Origin of the sequence: Rhodococcus wratislaviensis (genome assembly GCF_900455735.1) — a bacterium.
GTDB classification, from domain to species: Bacteria; Actinomycetota; Actinomycetes; order Mycobacteriales; family Mycobacteriaceae; genus Rhodococcus_F; species Rhodococcus_F wratislaviensis.
The window spans coordinates 101,667-119,382 of sequence record NZ_UAUI01000014.1; the positions used below are offsets into that span (position 1 = coordinate 101,667).

Annotated in this window: 19 protein-coding genes and 1 tRNA gene; 8 read left to right on the top strand and 12 right to left on the bottom strand. The window is 68.3% G+C overall.

Translation table 11 applies throughout. The features are described 5' to 3' along the window. Nucleotides 1–150: 150 nt before the first annotated feature. The 3 genes from DTA22_RS19620 to DTA22_RS19630 all read left to right on the top strand — a co-directional run bounded on the left by DTA22_RS19620 (nt 151) and on the right by DTA22_RS19630 (nt 1,141). Nucleotides 151–235, top strand: a tRNA-Leu gene (locus tag DTA22_RS19620). A gap of 142 nt (nt 236–377) precedes the next feature. Further along, nucleotides 378–779 carry a transcriptional regulator gene (locus DTA22_RS19625; RefSeq protein WP_112300634.1) on the top strand — a complete coding sequence of 134 codons (402 nt, stop codon included), beginning with the start codon at nt 378–380 and terminating at the stop codon, nt 777–779. Next, nucleotides 776–1,141, top strand: a complete 366-nt coding sequence (locus DTA22_RS19630; protein WP_037236425.1) for a DUF3817 domain-containing protein — start codon at nt 776–778, stop codon at nt 1,139–1,141. The genes DTA22_RS19625 and DTA22_RS19630 overlap by 4 nt, the downstream gene beginning before the upstream one ends. A 134-nt stretch (nt 1,142–1,275) precedes the next feature. Here the strand turns inward: DTA22_RS19630 and rdgB are convergent, their stop codons facing one another. The 11 genes from rdgB to clpS form a co-directional block, all read right to left on the bottom strand. Further along, nucleotides 1,276–1,893, bottom strand: a complete 618-nt coding sequence (gene rdgB, locus DTA22_RS19635; RefSeq protein WP_112300635.1) for an RdgB/HAM1 family non-canonical purine NTP pyrophosphatase — start codon at nt 1,891–1,893, stop codon at nt 1,276–1,278. A 3-nt stretch (nt 1,894–1,896) separates the two neighbouring features. Next, complete coding sequence (gene rph / locus DTA22_RS19640; protein ID WP_112300636.1) at nt 1,897–2,685, bottom strand: ribonuclease PH; 789 nt, start codon at nt 2,683–2,685, stop codon at nt 1,897–1,899. A gap of 45 nt (nt 2,686–2,730) precedes the next feature. Next, nucleotides 2,731–3,489: a cyclic nucleotide-degrading phosphodiesterase gene (locus DTA22_RS19645; protein ID WP_176582586.1), complete on the bottom strand. Its 759-nt coding sequence runs from the start codon at nt 3,487–3,489 to the stop codon at nt 2,731–2,733. 122 nt (nt 3,490–3,611) lie between these two features. After that, nucleotides 3,612–4,562, bottom strand: coding sequence for a PLP-dependent cysteine synthase family protein (locus DTA22_RS19650; RefSeq protein ID WP_112300638.1), 951 nt, complete (start codon nt 4,560–4,562; stop codon nt 3,612–3,614). 345 nt (nt 4,563–4,907) lie between these two features. Next, on the bottom strand, nt 4,908–5,582 hold the full coding sequence (locus DTA22_RS19655) for a rhomboid family intramembrane serine protease (protein ID WP_370183294.1): 675 nt from the start codon (nt 5,580–5,582) through the stop codon (nt 4,908–4,910). Nucleotides 5,583–5,601: 19 nt separating this feature from the next. Further along, entirely contained in the window at nt 5,602–6,564 is a 963-nt protein-coding gene (locus DTA22_RS19660) for a PLP-dependent cysteine synthase family protein (protein WP_037236431.1), read from the bottom strand. Nucleotides 6,565–6,572: 8 nt separating this feature from the next. Further along, the gene (locus tag DTA22_RS19665; RefSeq protein WP_009474135.1) at nt 6,573–6,845 is read right to left on the bottom strand and encodes a MoaD family protein; all 273 of its coding nucleotides are present in this window, start codon (nt 6,843–6,845) and stop codon (nt 6,573–6,575) included. A 62-nt stretch (nt 6,846–6,907) separates the two neighbouring features. After that, nucleotides 6,908–7,327, bottom strand: coding sequence for a M67 family metallopeptidase (locus tag DTA22_RS19670; RefSeq protein WP_255221607.1), 420 nt, complete (start codon nt 7,325–7,327; stop codon nt 6,908–6,910). Nucleotides 7,328–7,427: 100 nt separating this feature from the next. Beyond that, nucleotides 7,428–8,498, bottom strand: coding sequence for a P1 family peptidase (locus tag DTA22_RS19675; RefSeq protein WP_112300641.1), 1,071 nt, complete (start codon nt 8,496–8,498; stop codon nt 7,428–7,430). Continuing rightward, a complete protein-coding gene (aosR, locus tag DTA22_RS19680) occupies nt 8,495–9,082 on the bottom strand; it encodes an oxidative stress transcriptional regulator AosR (protein WP_037236435.1) in 588 nt (195 codons plus the stop codon). The genes DTA22_RS19675 and aosR overlap by 4 nt, the downstream gene beginning before the upstream one ends. 36 nt (nt 9,083–9,118) lie before the next feature. After that, nucleotides 9,119–9,457 carry an ATP-dependent Clp protease adapter ClpS gene (gene clpS / locus DTA22_RS19685; protein WP_037236437.1) on the bottom strand — a complete coding sequence of 113 codons (339 nt, stop codon included), beginning with the start codon at nt 9,455–9,457 and terminating at the stop codon, nt 9,119–9,121. Between clpS and DTA22_RS19690 the strand changes: the two genes are divergently transcribed. The 5 genes from DTA22_RS19690 to DTA22_RS19710 are packed head-to-tail and all read left to right on the top strand — an operon-like array spanning nt 9,456 to nt 16,087. Further along, on the top strand, nt 9,456–10,835 hold the full coding sequence (locus DTA22_RS19690; protein ID WP_112300642.1) for a nicotinate phosphoribosyltransferase: 1,380 nt from the start codon (nt 9,456–9,458) through the stop codon (nt 10,833–10,835). The genes clpS and DTA22_RS19690 overlap by 2 nt on opposite strands. Continuing rightward, nucleotides 10,832–11,464 carry an isochorismatase family protein gene (locus DTA22_RS19695; protein ID WP_112300643.1) on the top strand — a complete coding sequence of 211 codons (633 nt, stop codon included), beginning with the start codon at nt 10,832–10,834 and terminating at the stop codon, nt 11,462–11,464. Before DTA22_RS19690 ends, DTA22_RS19695 begins: the two co-directional genes overlap by 4 nt. A 9-nt stretch (nt 11,465–11,473) precedes the next feature. Then, complete coding sequence (locus DTA22_RS19700) at nt 11,474–13,522, top strand: ATP-dependent DNA helicase (protein WP_005262018.1); 2,049 nt, start codon at nt 11,474–11,476, stop codon at nt 13,520–13,522. Nucleotides 13,523–13,577: 55 nt separating this feature from the next. Next, nucleotides 13,578–14,498 (top strand): ABC transporter ATP-binding protein, encoded by a 921-nt coding sequence (locus tag DTA22_RS19705; RefSeq protein ID WP_037236446.1) that lies wholly within the window; start codon nt 13,578–13,580, stop codon nt 14,496–14,498. Then, on the top strand, nt 14,495–16,087 hold the full coding sequence (locus tag DTA22_RS19710; RefSeq protein ID WP_245973461.1) for an ABC transporter permease: 1,593 nt from the start codon (nt 14,495–14,497) through the stop codon (nt 16,085–16,087). Before DTA22_RS19705 ends, DTA22_RS19710 begins: the two co-directional genes overlap by 4 nt. Nucleotides 16,088–16,104: 17 nt before the next feature. Here DTA22_RS19710 and glgP read toward each other — a convergent pair. Then, a partial coding sequence (gene glgP / locus DTA22_RS19715) for an alpha-glucan family phosphorylase (RefSeq protein WP_146777779.1) occupies nt 16,105–17,716 on the bottom strand: 1,612 nt, incomplete at its 5' end.

The window sequence follows — 17,716 nt, forward strand, 5'->3', positions numbered from 1 at the left end:
TCCCGCTTGCAGGAAGTTCGATTCCTGTGCCCCAACTGCCACAGCCAGACTCCATCGTGGGCCGGGCGAAAGAGCCTCGACCGGGGCCGGCGATCCGATTGACATGTGCTGCGGGGGGGTGCCTTGTTCATGGCGTAGTCTGTGCTTCGCGCGCGAGTGGCGTAATTAGGCAGCCGCGTCAGGTTTAGGTCCTGGTGTCCGAAAGGACGTGGGGGTTCGAGTCCCCCCTCGCGCACTTCTCGGGTTCTTTGCCGATTTTTCGGCGACCCTGTTTCGCTTGGATCGACGGCTCGTCGGGCGCCTGCGGCGGCTGTGACGGCCGCCATAGGCGCAACCTCTCCTAGCAGCGCATTCAGCGATTCAGGTACCGTCGTTACGTGTCCGGTAACCGTAAGCAACGCCGCCCCGCGCTGATCCTGTTGGTGGTCGTCGGGGCCGTCGGGTGCCTCGCACTCGGCTGGTGGCAGTGGACACGTTTCGAAGCGGTGGGCGGGACCGGCCAGAACCTCGGATACGCGTTCCAGTGGCCGCTGTTCGCGGCGTTCCTCGTCTACGCCTATCGGCGATTCGTTCAACTCGAGGACGCCGAACCGGCTGACACCACCGACGTCCCGGATGCTCCCACCGAACTGCGGGAGATCCCGGCCGACGTCTTGCCCCCTCGCCCCTCGGTGGCCGAGGACGACGATCCGGACGACCTCGAGAGCCGGCAGATTTCGCAGTACAACCAGTACCTCGCCGAGCTGTCCGCTCGCGAGACCGATAGGAGCACCACGTGAGCACGGGCCAAGACGAAACGACTGCCGGTTCGGTCGCAGACACCGCGAAGCAGAAGAAGATCGCCCCCGCGCTCCTGCGCTACCGCGTCCTCGCCTACGCCACCGGCGTGTGGCTGCTGGTCCTCACCGCAGAGATGGTGGCCAAGTACATCTTCAAGGTCGACAACCTGCCCAGCTGGATCGCCGTGGTCCACGGCTGGGTGTACTTCGTCTACCTACTGGTGACGCTCGACCTGGCGGTCAAGGTGCGCTGGCCCGCCGGCCGGACGGTCGGAACGCTCCTCGCGGGCACCATTCCGTTCCTGTCGTTCTACGTGGAGCACCAGCGGACCAAGCAGGTCCGCCGCGACTTCGGTCTCTGACCGACGGTCGGCTCCTTCACATGATGACCGGCTGCCCGGTGATCATCGCGATCACGTAGGTCAGCCAGCCCAGCGGTGTCTGCGGCACCATCATCGGCGACATGCGCACCTCCTCCCGTGAAGCGTAGCGAGGATCAGCGCCCGGTGAGCGCCGCCAGGGCGGGGACGAGCTGAACGAGTGCCCGCCCCCGGTGCGAGGACGCGTCCTTCTCCTCGGGTGACAGCTGGGCGGCCGATCGGGTGTCTCCGTCGGGCACGAAGACCGGGTCGTACCCGAATCCGCCGTCACCGACCGGCTCGCGGGCGATGCTCCCCCGCCATTCGCCACGGACCACCGATTCTTCGCCGCCGGGCACCACGAGCGCGCACGCCGAGACGAACGCCGCTCCCCGGCGATCGGCGGGCACGTCGCCGAGCTGTGCCAGGACCAGGGCGGTGTTCGCGGGATCGTTTCCGTGCGTGCCCGACCACCGTGCGGACAGGATTCCGGGCATGCCGTTCAGCGCATCCACCTCGATTCCGGAATCGTCTGCGACACAGGGCAATCCGGTTGCGGCGGCGCCGTCGCGCGCTTTCGCCAGGGCGTTCTCCTCGAACGTCGCACCCGTTTCGGGGGCCTCGGGGTATTCGGGTACGGCATCGAGCCCGACCAGTTCGATCCCGTCGACACCGGCCGCCTCGAGCACCCGATGCAGTTCCCGAAGTTTCTTCGCGTTGCGGCTGGCCACCAGCACCCGTGTGGTTTCCGGCAAGATCTAGCCCCCGAACTTCTTCTTCGACGTCTCCGGGACCTTCGGCTCCGGAAGCGCCCCGGGGTAGGGCAGTTCGAGTGCGGACTTCTGGATCTCGAACAGCTGCTCGCACCCTGCGAGTGCGGAATCCAGCAGTTTGTCGAGTGTGCTCCGCGGGAACGTCGCGCCTTCGCCGGTGCCCTGGATCTCGACGAGGGTGCCGGTGTCGGTGGCCACCACGTTCATGTCGACCTCGGCGCGCGAGTCCTCCTCGTACGGCAGGTCGAGACGTACACGGCCGTCGACGACGCCCACACTCACCGCGGCGATGCCGCAGGAGATCGGCTGGGGGTCGGCGAGACGGCCGGCGGCGCGGAGATAGGTCACCGCGTCGACGAGGGCCACGTAGGCGCCGGTGATGGCGGCGGTGCGGGTTCCGCCGTCGGCCTGCAGCACGTCGCAGTCGAGGGCGATGGTGTTCTCACCGATGGCGGCGAGGTCGATGCAGGCGCGGAGGGAGCGCCCGACCAGCCGGCTGATCTCCTGGGTCCGCCCACCGACCTTGCCCTTGACGGACTCTCGTCCGCTGCGGGTGTGGGTGGCGGCGGGCAGCATGGCGTACTCGGCCGTCAGCCAGCCGAGTCCCGAGCCCTGACGCCAGCGGGGAACACCGTCCTCGACACTGGCCGTGCACATCACCCGGGTGTTTCCGAATTCCACCAGCACCGATCCCGCGGGATGAGTGGTGAAGCCCCGGGTGATCTTGACCTCGCGGAGTTCGTCGTCCGCCCTACCGTCTTCTCGTGTGGTCACGGCAGAGAGCCTAGTCGCCCTCGTGTGGGGCGCGGGCACACGGCTTCAGACGGTGTAGACGCCGCCCGCGGACACTGCGTGCACGGGGCCGGAGAATTCGGCCTTGGCCTCGGCGATGACGTCTTCGCGGGACGTCCACGGCGGTATGTGGGTGAGCAGCAGTTCGGCGACACCGGCGCGGTGTGCCACCTGACCGGCCTCGGTGCCCGAGAGGTGGATCCCTTCCGGCCGATCCGGGCTGTGCGTCCACGACGCCTCGGCGAGCAGTACGTCGGCCCCGCGGGCGAGGTCGATCACTTCTTCGCACATGCCGGTGTCGCCGGTGTAGACGAGGGTGCGCCCGGCGCCGTTGGTCACGCGGAACCCATACGCCTCGGGCGGGTGGTTGACCCGGCGCGCGGTGATGGTGAGGTCGCCGAACGTGACCGGTTCACCGTCGGTCCAGTGGTGCAGGTCGATCGTGTCGGAGATGTCGTCGATGTCGCCGCCGCACTCCGCGGACGCGACGCCGATCCGGCGGGCGGTGTCGGACGGGCCGTAGACGAGTGCGCGACCCTTCGGCGGGTGCGGATGGTAGCGACGCCAGACGAGCAGCCCGGGGAGGTCGAGGCAGTGGTCCGCGTGCAGGTGACTGAGGAGGACGGATACCTCGCCGGGATCGGCGAACCGCTGAAGCGCACCGAGCACACCGGGTCCGAAGTCGAGCACCAGCGGCGGTGTGTCCGGCGCGGTCAACAGATAACCCGATGCAGGTGAGTCTGGTCCGGAGACGCTCCCTGAACACCCCAGGACGGTAATGCGCATACCCGCCATGCTGCCACGACGACCCGTTTCGGAAAAAGCTTCCGACGGAATTGGCGAGTCGACCTCACAACCGATGGGGAACTGTGACCTGACCATGCCGATCTACCGTGAATCCGCCCCCGCTACCGTTCCCATGCCTCTTCGAGGACCTGGACCTGTGGGTCGTAGGTGCCGGTCGAGAGGTACTTCCATCCGGCGTCGGCGACCACGAACGCGATGTCGGCCCGCTGCCCCGTCTCGACGGCGGACCGCGCCACATCGAGTGCAGCATGGAGATTGGCGCCGGTGGAGGTGCCGGCGAAGATTCCCTCGACGTCGATCAGCTCGCGGGTGCGCTCGATCGCCTCGGCGTGACGTACCCGGAATCGCCGGGTGAGTACCGATTCGTCGTACAGCTCGGGCACGAATCCCTCGTCGATGTTGCGGAGGCCGCACACCATTTCCCCGAAGCGTGGTTCCGCGGCCACGATCTCGACGCCGTCGACGTGCTCGCGGAGAAACCGGCCCGTACCCATCAGTGTCCCGGTGGTGCCGAGCCCCGCTACGAAGTGGGTGATCTCGGGAAGATCCCGCAGGATTTCCGGCCCTGTGGTCTCGTAGTGCGCCATCGCGTTGGCCGGGTTGCCGTACTGGTAGAGCAGTACCCAGTCCGGATTCTCGTCCGACAGCCGCATCGCGACGGCGACTGCCTCGTTGGAACCACCCGCGGCCGGAGAGTCGATGATCCGAGCGCCGAACATCGTCAGCAGCTGGCGGCGCTCCATCGACGTGTTCTCGGGCATCACGCAGATCAGCTGGTAGCCCTTGAGTTTGGCGGCCATCGCAAGAGAGATACCGGTGTTGCCACTGGTCGATTCGAGAATCGTCGCCCCTGGAGTGAGACGGCCGTCCCGTTCGGCTTGCTCGATCATTCGTAGCGCCGGGCGATCCTTGATCGAACCGGTGGGATTGTGATCCTCGAGTTTGGCCCACAACCGCACCGGGCTGCTGCCGTTCCAGCGTGGCGACAGCCGGGGCAGGCCGACCAGAGGTGTGTTCCCGAGAGTGTCGATGTACGAATCGAACCTTGCCACGGCAGCGATCAGCCTTCCGTGACTACACAGTGAACGGACGGACACTCGCCGTCGACGTCGGGGGTCGAAACTGTGACAGCCATGATCAACTCCTGAGGGTGCGGTGGGGTGCGGCGACGGAGATCCGCCGCTGGGGACGCCCGGACGTCGGCGACACGGTGTGTGCGCGAACCCGCGAGTTCGAACCACCTCCACCGGCCCTCCGTGACGACACTGTCGACAGCTCTGAACTACGCAGTTCCTGGGTGCCCGGATCTCGCGAGGAGCCTACCAGCAGGCCGCACGCTCAGCGGTCGGATGCGGCGTACACGCCGGGTGAACGCACACTCGCCGCGCGGGGGCCGCTCACCCGAACGACTGCGGTCCCAGCGCTTTCTGTGCCCGCTGTTTCCTGGCGTCCACGGAGAGCACCCAGGCCGCGAGGACACCGCCGACGGCGCCGAACAGATGCCCCTGCCAGGACACACCGGGTGCGCTCGGTAGCACACCCCACAGCAGACTGCCGTAGACGACGAACACCACCACACCGACGAGGACCTGACCGAGGCTGCGGGCGAAGATTCCGCGGACCAGCAGGTAGGCGAGCCAACCGAAGATCAGGACGGAGGCGCCGATGTGGTTGGAATAGGAGCCACCGGTCAACCAGGTGCCCAGACCTCCGACCACCCAGACGATCCCGGTGGCGGCGAGGCCGCGGGCGATGCCCGACAGCAGCACGAGGAACCCGAGGATCAGCAGTGGGACGGTGTTCGCGACGAGGTGTGCCCAGTCGTCGTGCAGGACCGGGGCGAACAGAATCCCCCACAACCCGTCGATCGAGCGCGGTTCGACGCCATTCTGTTCGAGTCGCTCGTCGGACAGCACGTCGACGATCTCGATGACGTACAGCAGCATCGTGAAGGTGCCGACGAGGATCGCGGACTGCAGCCACAACGGCCTCGACTTCGACGAGGGGGTCGGCGATGCGCCACCCCTCGGCACCGGCGAGTCGAATCGCGAGGAATCGAACGACGAAGTCATGATCCACACACCCCTGTCGTCATGCCCACAACTGCCCTTCCAGTGCTTCTTCTGCTTCCTCGACCGTACCGCCGTATGCGCCGGTCGACAGATATTTCCATCCGCCGTCCGCGACGATGAACGCGATGTTCGCCGCGCGTTCGGCCTTGACGGCCTTGCGCGCGACCCCCAGCGCGGCGTGGAGGATCGCGCCGGTGGAGATGCCCGCGAAGATGCCCTCGTTGTCGATCAGTTGCCGGGTGCGGCGGACGGCGTCGGCGGGGCCGACGGAGAACCGCGAGGTGAGGACGGATTCGTCGTACAACTCGGGAACGAAGCCCTCGTCGATGTTGCGGAGGCCGTACACGAGTTCCCCGTAGCGGGGCTCGGCCGCCACGATCTCGATGCCGTCGACGTGTTCGCGCAGGTAGCGTCCCACCCCCATCAGGGTTCCGGTGGTGCCGAGACCCGCGACGAAGTGGGTGATCTCGGGAAGGTCGCGCAGGATCTCGGGGCCCGTGGTCTCGTAGTGGGCCAGCGCATTCGCGGGATTGCCGTACTGGTACAACATCACCCACTCGGGGTGCTCCGCGGACAGCTCCTTCGCTACGGCCACAGCCTGATTCGAGCCACCGCGTGCGGGTGAGTCGATGATCTGCGCACCGAACATCGTCAGCAGTTGCCTGCGTTCCACGGACGTGTTCTCGGGCATCACGCAGATCAGGTGGTAGCCCTTGAGTTTCGCGGCCATCGCAAGCGAGATTCCGGTGTTCCCGCTGGTCGGTTCGAGGATCGTCGCCCCAGGTGTCAGGGTGCCGTCGTTCTCGGCCTGCTCGATCATGCGGAGGGCGGGCCGATCCTTCACCGAACCGGTGGGGTTGCGGTCTTCGAGCTTCGCCCACAGGCGGACCGGCGTAGCGCCGTTCCAACTCGGCGACAGGCGTGGCAGCCCGACGAGGGGTGTGTCGCCGAGGGTGTCGATCAGCGAATCGAACCGCGCCACGACCGCGATCAGCCTCCGGCGACGGCGGGCAGGATCGTCACGGAGTCCCCGTCGGCCACCTCGGTGTCGAGTCCGCCCGAGAATCGGACGTCCTCGTCGTTGACGTAGACGTTGACGAAGCGGTGCAGACGGCCGTCGTTGATCAGGCGGTCCTTGATGCCGCCGTAGTTGCCGTCGAGGTCGTCGATGACGGCGGAAAGTGTGGGACCTGTTGCCTCCACCCGCTTTTCACCGCCGGTGTGGGTACGCAGGATGGTCGGGATCGAAACTGTGACAGCCATGCTCGGCTCCTCGGGATGTGGGTGTCTTACCTGCCGTGGGCCCGTCGCGAGGGACGGCGCCGTCACTTGTCGGGGACGTCTGCAATGGAGGTGTGGGCGAACTTGTAGCTCTGGACCACGTCGACGGGTTCCTCGGTGACGACACCGTCGACGATGCGGTAGCTGCGCAGTTCGTGGGCGTCGGGGTCGCGGGTGGAGATCAGTACGTAGTGGGCGTCCGGTTCGGACGCGAAGGAGATGTCGGTCCGGCTGGGGTACGCCTCGGTGGCGGTGTGCGAGTGGTAGATCACGACGGGCACCTCGTCGGCGTCGTCCATCGCCCGCCACACCGTCAATTGCTCACCCGAGTCGAATCGGTAGAACGTCGGCGAACGCTCGGCGTTGATCATCGGAATGTGCCGTTCGGGGCGGTCGGAGCCGTCCGGCCCGGCGATGACCCCGCACGCCTCGTCCGGGTGGTCGGCGCGCGCGTGCGCCACCATCGCCTCGACGAAGTCCGATCGAATCACCAGCACGTCATCCACCTCCGTGAGCGCCATCCTAGGTGCGCACCGGCGAGTCGGCCACCGACCGGCCGGTACCTCAGGAACGCAGTGCAGAGGGGAACAGTTCGCGGTAGGTGGGAATTCCCGCGACGGGGGTGGCGCTGAGGACGGCGTCGACGATGGCCTTCTCCACCACCTCGGCGGCCGCGGTGCAGACGGCGTCGACGACGGGCAGATCGGGCGGGAACGCGTCGGGCACTCCCGCCGGGTGGTGAACCGGGTGGATACCGGTGGAGAGAGCGAAGATCGTGTCGCCGTCGAGCGGCGAATGCGCCGGCCGGATCGCGCGGGCGAGCCCGTCGTGGCCGGCCACGGCGACGCGGCGTAACGCCGCCTTCCCCAGGACGGCATCGGTCGCGACGACCCCGATGGTCGTGTTGAGGACGGTGCTCTTGGCGATCAGCTCGCGCGCCGCCGACACCTCGGCGGCAACCGGGGGTCTGAGTCCGAACGCGGCTGCGCCCACGGTGGCGACACCCCAGGGCAGTCCGGTCGCCGGGTCGAACACTGTTCCGACGGGATTGGCCACCATCAGGGCGGACACCGTGATGCCCTTCGCCGGACCGTCCGTGACGACGACACTCGCCGTTCCGACACCGCCTTTGAGCGCGCCTGCACGCGCCCCGACCCCGGCGCCCACCGAACCGGAGAGCACGGTGTGCGATGCAGAATCTGCTGCCCGGTAACCGAATTCGGCGGTGGGACGCGTTCGCCAGTCGCCGACCGGCAGATCGAAGATCACGGCGGCGGGGACGATGGGAACCACCTGATCGGGCTCCCCCATGGCGATTCCGTGACCGTGCTCCTCGAGCCATCGCATGACGCCGTCGGCGGCGGCGAGTCCGTAGGCGCTGCCGCCGGTCAGGACGATCGCGTGAACCTTCCGGACGCTGTGACTGGGGTCGAGGAGATCGGTCTCCCGGGTGCCCGGTCCCCCGCCCCGGACGTCGACCGCACCGGTCGCGCCGTGTGGCGCGAGGACCACCGTGCACCCGGTGGCGGCACCACTTCCGAGCGTGGCGTCCGCGTCGAGTTCGTGGTGGTGCCCGACGCTCAGGCCCACCACATCGACGAGCGAATCGGTGCGGCCCGGCGTCGTGGTCGTCACGGCGCGAGTGCCTGAACGAGCGAGTCCTGCATCCAGGTCAGCCAATGGTAGATGTCGAGGTGCGGTGCGCGCGGATCGGCGGGATCGAGTTCGTCGGGCGTGTCGGCGTCGATGCCCAGGTTGGTGCCCAGCGCCAGCCGGACGTCGTTGAGAGCGCTGAGCCAGGCGTCGGCCTGCTCCGGCGTGAGCAGCACCTTGCCGCCGTTCTCGGGCACCGTGTGGAGAATGACCGAGCCCGCCGCCAGTTTGGCGTCGATGATCTCCGGTTCGTGGAGTCCACGCAGCGCACCGTTGATGTCGGCCTTCGATTCGGCGCGGATCTCGTCGTCGTCCGGGGCGTCCATGTCGGGACGGTGGAAGTCGGGCAGCAACCGCGCGAGGACCTCCTCGTCGGGTGCCGCCGTGTTGCCCGTCCGCATGCCGGTGAGCGCCGCGAGTTCGTCCTCCGGGGCGGACGCGGCCCGCTCCTCGAGGAGGCCGAGGACGGAGGCGACCAGCGATCGCAGCACCGTGGCCTCGTGCGCGTCCATCTCCGAACGCAGCTTCACACCGCCGAGCGAGTTCTTCCTGCTCCACATCCGCACGTCGTGTACCGAGTTCCTTACTGTCCGAACGGAAAGTTAGCTGCCGTCGCGCTGCATCGTGGCCCACAGGCCCGCCGCGTGCAGCTTGCGTACATCGTTTTCGACCTTGTCCCGGGAGCCGCTCGACACCACGGCCTTCCCCTCGGAATGGACCTGCATCATCAATTCCGTGGCCTTGGCTTTGCTGTACCCGAAGAGCTTCTGGAAAATGTAGGTGACGTAGTGCATCAAATTCACCGGATCGTCCCACACGACGGTGACCCAGGGACGATCATTGGCTTCATCGATCTCGACGACCTCCGACTCTGCAGGGGTGACCTGCGGCGATGCCGGCATGGCATCCACGAATGGAGCTGTCGTCGAGCAATGAGCCATGACACCAGGGTACGACGCTCCTCCATTGGGCGACACCGCGGCTTACAGTGGCCGGGTGTCCAGAGACAGCACCGCCTTGTTCACCGACCAGTACGAGTTGACGATGCTGTCGGCGGCCCTCGCCGACGGTTCCGCCCACCGGCGCTGCAGTTTCGAGGTGTTCGCCCGCCGGCTTCCCGACGGCCGCCGGTACGGAGTCGTCGGTGGCACCGCCCGACTCGTTTCCGCGCTGTCGAACTTCCGCTTCGGTGAGCCGGAACTCGAGATCGTGTCCCGCTTCCTCGACGAGGCGACCGTCGCATGGCTGCGTGACTACCGCTTCAGCGGGGACATCGACGGCTACCGCGAAGGCGACTTCTACTTTCCCGGCTCCCCGATCCTCTCCGTCCGTGGAACGTTCGCCGAATGTGTCCTGCTCGAGACGCTGAGTCTGTCGATTCTCAACCACGACAGCGCGACCGCGTCCGCCGCCGCACGCATGGTCAGCGCCGCCGACGGACGCCCCATGATCGAGATGGGGTCGCGGCGCACCCACGAAGAATCCGCGGTGGCGGCGTCCCGCGCCGCCTACCTGGCGGGTTTCACGGCCACGTCGAATCTGGAGGCGGTCCGCAGGCACGGTGTGCCCGGTGCGGGTACCAGCGCGCACGCGTTCACCCTGTTGCACACCACCCCGGACGGGCCGGACGAGGCAGCGGCGTTCCGCGCGCAGGTCGCGGCGCTCGGAGTCGGAACCACACTCCTCGTCGACACCTACGACATCACCGAGGGTGTCAAGACTGCCGTCGAGGTCGCGGGACCCGAACTCGGGGGCGTCCGGATCGACTCCGGTGATCTGGGTGTCCTGGCCCGGCAGGTCCGCAGGCAACTCGACGACCTGGGTGCGACCGGGACGAAGATCGTCGTCTCCGGCGACCTCGACGAATACGCGATCGCCGCGTTGCGGGCCGAGCCCGTCGACGTCTACGGCGTCGGCACGTCCGTCGTCGTCGGCTCCGGTGCGCCGACCGCCGGAATGGTCTACAAACTCGTCGAGGTGGACGGCATCCCTGTCGAGAAGAGGAGCAGTAACAAGGCGTCTCGGGGCGGCACCAAGCGGGCGTTGCGATTCGCCCGTGACACCGGAACCCTGGTGGAGGAAGTCGTGTACTCGGCGCACTCGGATGCACCCGGTTCAGTCGGCCTCGAGGCGCGGGAACTGCTGGTCCCGCTGGTGCGGGGCGGTGAGACCGTCTGCGACACGACTACCCTGGAGGACAGCAGATCCCTCCTGGCGGCGGGCCTCGTCAGCCTTCCGTGGGAGGGCTTGAAGCTCTCCCACGGCGAGCCCGCGATCCCCGTGCGCTTCGCCGAACCCGAATCCCGGAGGGCACCATGACCGACATCTCTGACACCAACCTCCGGCGGGCGCTGCTCGTGGTCGACGTCCAGAACGACTTCTGCGAGGGCGGCTCCCTCGCCGTCGAGGGCGGTTCCGCGGTCGCGGCCGCGATCAGCCGCTTCCTGGCCGCAAACGAGTACGACGCCGTCGCCGCCACGATCGACCACCACATTGACCCGGGCCACCATTTCTCCGAGGAACCGGATTATGTCGACACCTGGCCGGTGCACTGCAAATCGGGAACGTCCGGCGCGGACTTCCACCCCGATCTCGACCTGAACTGCATCGAATCGGTGTTCTCCAAGGGCGAGTTCTCGGCGGCCTACTCCGGCTTCGAGGGCAGGAACTCCGACGGCCAGAGCCTGGAGAAATGGCTGCGTGCGGCCGGAGTCACCGAGGTCGACGTCGTGGGGATCGCCACCGATCACTGCGTGGTCGCGACGGCACTCGACGCCGTGGCCGCCGGGTTCCCGACGCGCGTCCACCTCCCCCTCACCGCCGGCGTCGCCCCCGCGACCGTCGAGGCCGCGATCACCGCGATGCGGGCCGCCGGTGTGCGCCTCGTGGGCCGCGCCGCGGACACCCCCTCGGACCGCGTGACGATTTCTGACGTAGGTCCCGAGTAACCTGCTCGGGTGCCTGAAAACCTCCCCAACGTCCCCGAGCTGTTGCGCACGGCGGTGCGGTCGCTGGGCGGTGCCGAGCGATCCAACCAGCTGACCATGGCTTCCGCCGTCGCGCATTCGATCGACACCGGGGAGCATCTGGCTGTCCAGGCGGGGACGGGCACCGGCAAGTCCCTCGCCTATCTGGTGCCGAGCGTCCGGCACGCGGTGCAGAGCGGGAAGACGGTCATCGTCTCGACGGCCACCATCGCACTGCAGCGTCAGCTGATCGACCGCGACATGCCGCGGCTCGCGGACGCACTCGAGGGTTCGCTCGGCCGGCGACCGCACTTCGCGATCCTCAAGGGCCGCAACAACTATCTGTGCATGAACAAGATCCACACCGGATCCGCCGAAGAGCCTCCCACGGACGAGCTGTTCGATCCGTTCGCGGTGTCGCGGCTCGGACGGGAGGTCCAGCGCCTCACCGAGTGGTCCTCGGACACCGAGACCGGTGACCGCGACGACCTGGCCCCGGGAGTCAGCGACAAGGCGTGGCGCCAGGTCAGCGTCACCGCCCGGGAATGTCTGGGCAAGTCCCGGTGCCCGGTCGGCGAGGACTGCTTCGCGGAGCGCGCCCGCGCGGAAGCCTCGCAGGTCGACGTGGTCGTCACCAATCACGCCCTGCTCGCCATCGACGCCATCACCGGAATCGCGATCCTCCCCGAACACGACGTCGTGGTCATCGACGAGGCGCACGAACTGGTCGACCGGGTGACGAACGTCGCCACCGCGGAGCTGGCGGCGTCGACGATCAGTGCCGCGGCGCGGCGCTGCGCGAAGCTCGTCGAGGAGCAGGACGCGGACCGTCTCGAGGCCGCGGGCGAGGGCTGGGCCGCCCTGCTCGAGGAGTTGCGGCCGGAACGGTGGGAGGCGTTGCCGCCCGGCGCGGCCCCCGCACTCGCCGCGGTCCGCGACGCCGCGTGGTCGCTGCGCACGGCCATCGGCCCGTCCCGTCCCGGTATGGCGTTGAGCGACCCGGAGGCCGCCGCGGCGCGCAACACCGCACTCGCTTCGGTCGAGGAGGTTCACGACAGCGCCGTCCGCGTTCTCAGTGCCTTCGACGAGCCGGATCCGGCCAAGCGTCATGACGTGGTGTGGCTGGCCGCCGACGACAACCGCGGGTCGATCCGGCGGGTGGTGCGGATGGCGCCGCTGTCGGTCGGCGGGCTGCTGCGGTCCCGGTTGTTCGCCGAATCGACGGTGGTCCTGACATCCGCCACGCTGACCGTGGGCGGGTCGTTCGACGGTCTGGCGGTCAACTGGGGACTTCCCGCCGAATCGTCCGTCGTGATCGATCCGGCCATGGCCACCGGCTCCGAGGCGCCGTCCGATTCGGGCACGCTCAAATGGAACGCCCTCGACGTCGGGTCCCCGTTCGACCACGCCCGCGCCGGCATCATCTACATCGCGAAGCAACTCCCGCCGCCGGGGCGGGACGGCCTCTCCCCCACGTATCTCGACGAGATCGCCGAACTCGTCGAGGCGGCGGGCGGGCGCACGCTGGGATTGTTCTCGTCGATGCGGGCCGCCAAGGCCGCGTCCGAGGCGATGCGCGACCGGCTCGACACCCCGATCCTGTGTCAGGGCGACGACTCGACGGGCGCCCTCGTCCGGGCGTTCGCCGGCGACGAGCCGACGTCACTGTTCGGCACGCTGTCGCTGTGGCAGGGTGTCGACGTGCCGGGCCCGTCACTGAGCCTCGTGATCCTCGATCGCATCCCCTTCCCCCGCCCCGACGATCCGTTGCTGGTCGCCCGGCAGAAGGCCGTCGAGTCGCGCGGGGGAAACGGGTTCCTTTCCGTCGCAGCCAATCACGCGGCGCTGCTGCTCGCCCAGGGTGTGGGGCGTCTGCTGCGCAGCGTCGACGACAAGGGTGTGGTGGCCGTCCTCGATCCACGGCTCGCCACCGCCCGCTACGCCGGGTATCTGCGAGCCTCGCTGCCTCCGTTCTGGGAGACGTCCGATCCGGAAGTCGTGCGTAAGGCGCTGGGGCGGATCCGCGATTCGCGTCCCTGAACCGCTGTCGCGCACTGAGTCGGACAGCGGATCGGTGCGCACCTATGCTCGACCGATGGACCTTGCGATCTCAGTCCGCGGACTCACCAAGAAGTTCGGCGACGTCCTCGCCCTCGACGGCCTCGATCTGGAGGTGAAGTCGGGTGAGGTGCACGGATTCCTCGGACCCAACGGCTCGGGCAAGTCCACGACCATCCGGGTGCTGCTCGGTCTCCTACGCGCCGACGGCGGTTCGGCGTCCGTTCTCGGTTCCGATCCGTGGCATGATTCCGTACCCTTGCATCGGCGACTCGCCTACGTCCCGGGGGATGTGAACCTGTGGCCGAATCTGTCCGGTGGCGAGGCGATCGACCTTCTCGGGCGGCTGCGCGGCGGACTCGATCCGGTCCGCCGGGCGTCGCTGATCGAGCGGTTCGAACTCGACCCCACCCGCAAGGGCCGCACCTATTCGAAAGGCAACCGGCAGAAGGTCGCTCTCGTGGCTGCGCTCGCCGCCGACACCGAACTCCTCATCCTCGACGAGCCGACGTCGGGCCTGGACCCGTTGATGGAGGCGGTGTTTCAGGAGTGCATCACCGAGTTCGCCCGCGGGGGGCGCACAGTGCTGTTGTCCAGCCACATCCTCGCCGAGGTCGATGCGCTGTGCCATGCCGTCACCATCATTCGCGCGGGCAAGACCGTGCAGGCGGGAACGCTGTCCGAACTGCGCCATTTCACCCGCACCACGGTGACGGCGACCACCCGGATCAAGCCCACCCCCATCGCGAATGTCCCCGGCGTGCACAACCTGCAGAAGGGTGAGGACGCGAACACGGTCACGTTCGACGTCGATTCCGATCAGATCGACCCGGTCATGACCACGCTGACGGGGCTGGGCATCGTCTCGATCACCGCCAACCCTCCGACGCTCGAAGACCTGTTCCTCCGCGAGTACCGCGACGAGGTCGAGGCGCTCGGGATCGGACGGCCGCAGTGAGTCGCCTGAGTGGAACGGGTGTGCTCGCCGAACTGGCGGTGCGCACCGACCGGGTCCGGATTCCGGTGTGGACGGTCGCGGTGGCGGGCCTCACCGTCCTGATCGCGTCGAGTTACTCCACCATCTACCCGACCGCCGAATCCCGGCAGGCCCGTGCCGAACTCATCTCGTCCCCGGCCGCCACGGCACTCGCCGGACCGGGGTACGGCCTCGACGACTACACGCTCGGTGCGATGGTGGCCAACGAGATCGCCGGCATGACGATGGTGGCCGTGGCGATCATGTCGGTGCTCCTGGTGACGCGGCATCTGCGGGCCGAGGAGGAGTCCGGACGCACGGAACTGGTACGCGCCGGTGTCGTCGGCCGGTATGCGGGAATCACGGCAGGGTTGCTCTCCGCGGCGCTCGCCAATGTGTTCGTCGCTCTTCTGCTCGTCATCGGGCTGCTCGGGGTGGGGCTGCCTCCGGCGGGTTCGCTGAACATGTCCGCGGGTGTGCTGGTGGTGGGCCTCGTGTTCACCTCGCTGTCGGCGCTGGCCTCCCAGTTCACCGAACACGCCCGCACTGCGAGCGGTGTCGGGATCTCCGCGATCATCATTGCGTATCTGCTGCGTGCGGTGGGCGACGTGCAACAGGGACACAGCGGGAGCCTGCTGACGTGGGTGTCGCCGATCGGCTGGTCGCAGGCCACCCGCGCCTACGTCGACGAACGCTGGTGGCCGTTGCTGATCGGCATCGTCGCAGCGGCGCTGACCGTCGCGTGCGCGTATGCCGCGATCGGTCGCCGGGACGTCGGGGCGGGGCTGCTTCCGCCGCGGGCCGGGCGCGCCGAGGCGTCGCCCCGCCTGACCGGTGTCACCGCGCTGGCGGCGCGTCAGCAGCGCGGCCAGATCCTCGCCTGGGGTGTCGGTGTGTTCGCGCTGTCGCTGCCCATCGGTTCACTCGGCAGGCAGATCAGCGATTTCATCGACCAGGATCCCGATCTCGCACAGCTGCTGCCGGGTGGCGCCGCGGCGGCGGCCGACGGTGCCTTCGCCCTGTATCTGGTGTTCCTGGTGGTGATGGCGGCGATGTACGCCGTCGGTGCCGTCATATCCATCCGCTCCGAGGAATCGTCCGGTCGCGCCGAGGAGGCATTGGCCACCCCCGTGTCGCGGGCGTCGTGGCTCGGCGGCCAGCTGGCCGTGATCGCGGGTGCGGCCGTCGCGATCGCGGTGGCGGCGGGGGTCGGCATGGGGATCACCGCGGCGTTCACGCTGTCCGATGCGGGCGCGCTCGGCCGGTTGATCGGCGCAGCCCTGAACACCGTGCCGGCGGTGCTCGTGCTCGTCGGTTCCTGCGCGGCCGTCTACGGACTCATCCCCCGCGCGCTGCCGGCGTTGTGGGCCTTCCTGGGCTATGTTCTGGTCGCCGGAATGTTCGGGGAAGTCCTCCCGGACTGGTTCGGGGTGTTCTCCCCCTTCCACTACACGCCGACCCTGCCTGCCGAGAGTTTCTCGGCCACTCCCCTCGTGGTCCTGCTGCTTCTCTCGGCGGCCCTGTTCCTCGCCGCCGTCACCGGATTCCAACGCCGGGACGTCGGCCGGTGACGGCTCGGTAGCGCCGGTCAGGGGTTCGGCACCGTCACCAGACCCAGCTCCGACGGGTCGACGAGCAGTCTGTGGTGCGGCAGGACCCGCACCGTGTATCCGACCGACCCAGACAGCGGCAGGGCCAGGTCGGCGACGAACAGTTCCCCCGACTCGTCCGAGGCGGAGTGGGTCATCGGGACCGTCACGATGTCGGTGAGCTCCTCGTCCGGTCCGGCCTTCCCGATCACCGCCTGCACGGTGACGTCCGAGACGGCCAGTTCGCCGAGGCGGATGCGGGCACGGAGCACCAGATTGGCCCCGATCTCGGGGGTGTCGGGCAGCCCGGCGCCGTCGACCTGCAGGACCGTCACCGACGGCCAGGCGGCCTCGACGCGGCGACGGTACGCGGCGAGTTCACGGGCGCCGGCGAAGTTCTCTTCAGCCACCGTCCGGGCCGATTCGGCGGCGGGCGCGTAGTACTGGACGGCGTAGTCGCGCACCATTCGCGACGCGAGCACCTTGGGTCCGAGGTTTTGCAGTGTGTGACGGACCATCTCCACCCAGCGCACCGGCAGGCCGTCCGCGCGGTCGTAGAACCTCGGCAGGACGGCGCGCTCGAGCAGTTCGTACAGTGCGCTGGCCTCGAGATCGTCACGCCGCGTCTCGTCGAGAACGCCGTCCGCGGTCGGGATGGCCCAGCCGTTCTCGCCGTCGAACATCTCGTCCCACCAGCCGTCACGGATCGACAGGTTCAGTCCGCCGTTGAGGGCGGACTTCATGCCCGACGTGCCACACGCCTCGAGCGGGCGCAGCGGATTGTTGAGCCACACGTCGCAACCCCAGTAGAGGTACCGCGCCATCGACATGTCGTAGTCGGGGAGGAAGGTGATGCGGTGACGGACGTCGGCGGCGTCGGCGAAACGCACGACCTGCTGGATGAGGGCCTTCCCGCCGTCGTCCGCGGGGTGGCTCTTCCCGGCCACCACCAGCTGCACGGGGCGCTTCTCGTCGAGGAGCAGGGCCCGGAGCCGCTCGGGGTCGCGCAGCATCAGCGTCAATCGCTTGTAGGTGGGCACCCGCCGGGCGAAGCCGACGGTGAGCACGTTCGGGTCGAACACCTCGTCCGTCCAGCCGAGTTCGGCGGACGTGGCACCGCGTTCGATCCAGGATGCGCGTACCCGGCGGCGCACTTCCTCGACCAGTTTCCCGCGCAGCGTGTTGCGGGTGGACCACAGCTCCTCGGCGGACAGGTCCTGCAGCCGCTCCCAGCCGCGAGCCTCCTCCACCAGTTCGGGGCCCAGGATGCGGGTGGCGAGATCGATCCATTCCGGTGCGGCCCAGGTGGGCGCGTGGACACCGTTGGTCACCGAGCCGATCGGCACCTCCTCGGCGTCGAATCCCTGCCACAGCGGCTGGAACATCTCGCGGCTGACGATGCCGTGCAGCTTGGACACACCGTTGGCCCGTTGCCCGAGCCGCAGGCCCATGTGGGCCATGTTGAACACCGACGGATCCGGTTCGCGGCCGAGGCCGAGGATCCGGTCGATCGTCAGCCCCGGCAGCAGCGAGGATTCGTTCGCACCGTTGTCGCCGCCGAAGTAGTGCCGCACGAGGTCGGCCGGGAACCTGTCGATTCCCGCGGGAACC

Coding starts and splice junctions, on each gene's coding strand:
- DTA22_RS19645 (WP_176582586.1), bottom strand. CDS start 3,489: ATGCGCATTACCGTCCTGGGGTGTTCAGGGAGCGTCTCCGGACCAGAC.
- DTA22_RS19655 (WP_370183294.1), bottom strand. CDS start 5,582: ATGACTTCGTCGTTCGATTCCTCGCGATTCGACTCGCCGGTGCCGAGG.
- DTA22_RS19665 (WP_009474135.1), bottom strand. CDS start 6,845: ATGGCTGTCACAGTTTCGATCCCGACCATCCTGCGTACCCACACCGGC.
- DTA22_RS19670 (WP_255221607.1), bottom strand. CDS start 7,327: ATGGTGGCGCACGCGCGCGCCGACCACCCGGACGAGGCGTGCGGGGTC.
- DTA22_RS19690 (WP_112300642.1), top strand. CDS start 9,456: ATGACACCAGGGTACGACGCTCCTCCATTGGGCGACACCGCGGCTTAC.
- clpS (WP_037236437.1), bottom strand. CDS start 9,457: ATGGCTCATTGCTCGACGACAGCTCCATTCGTGGATGCCATGCCGGCA.
- DTA22_RS19695 (WP_112300643.1), top strand. CDS start 10,832: ATGACCGACATCTCTGACACCAACCTCCGGCGGGCGCTGCTCGTGGTC.
- DTA22_RS19705 (WP_037236446.1), top strand. CDS start 13,578: ATGGACCTTGCGATCTCAGTCCGCGGACTCACCAAGAAGTTCGGCGAC.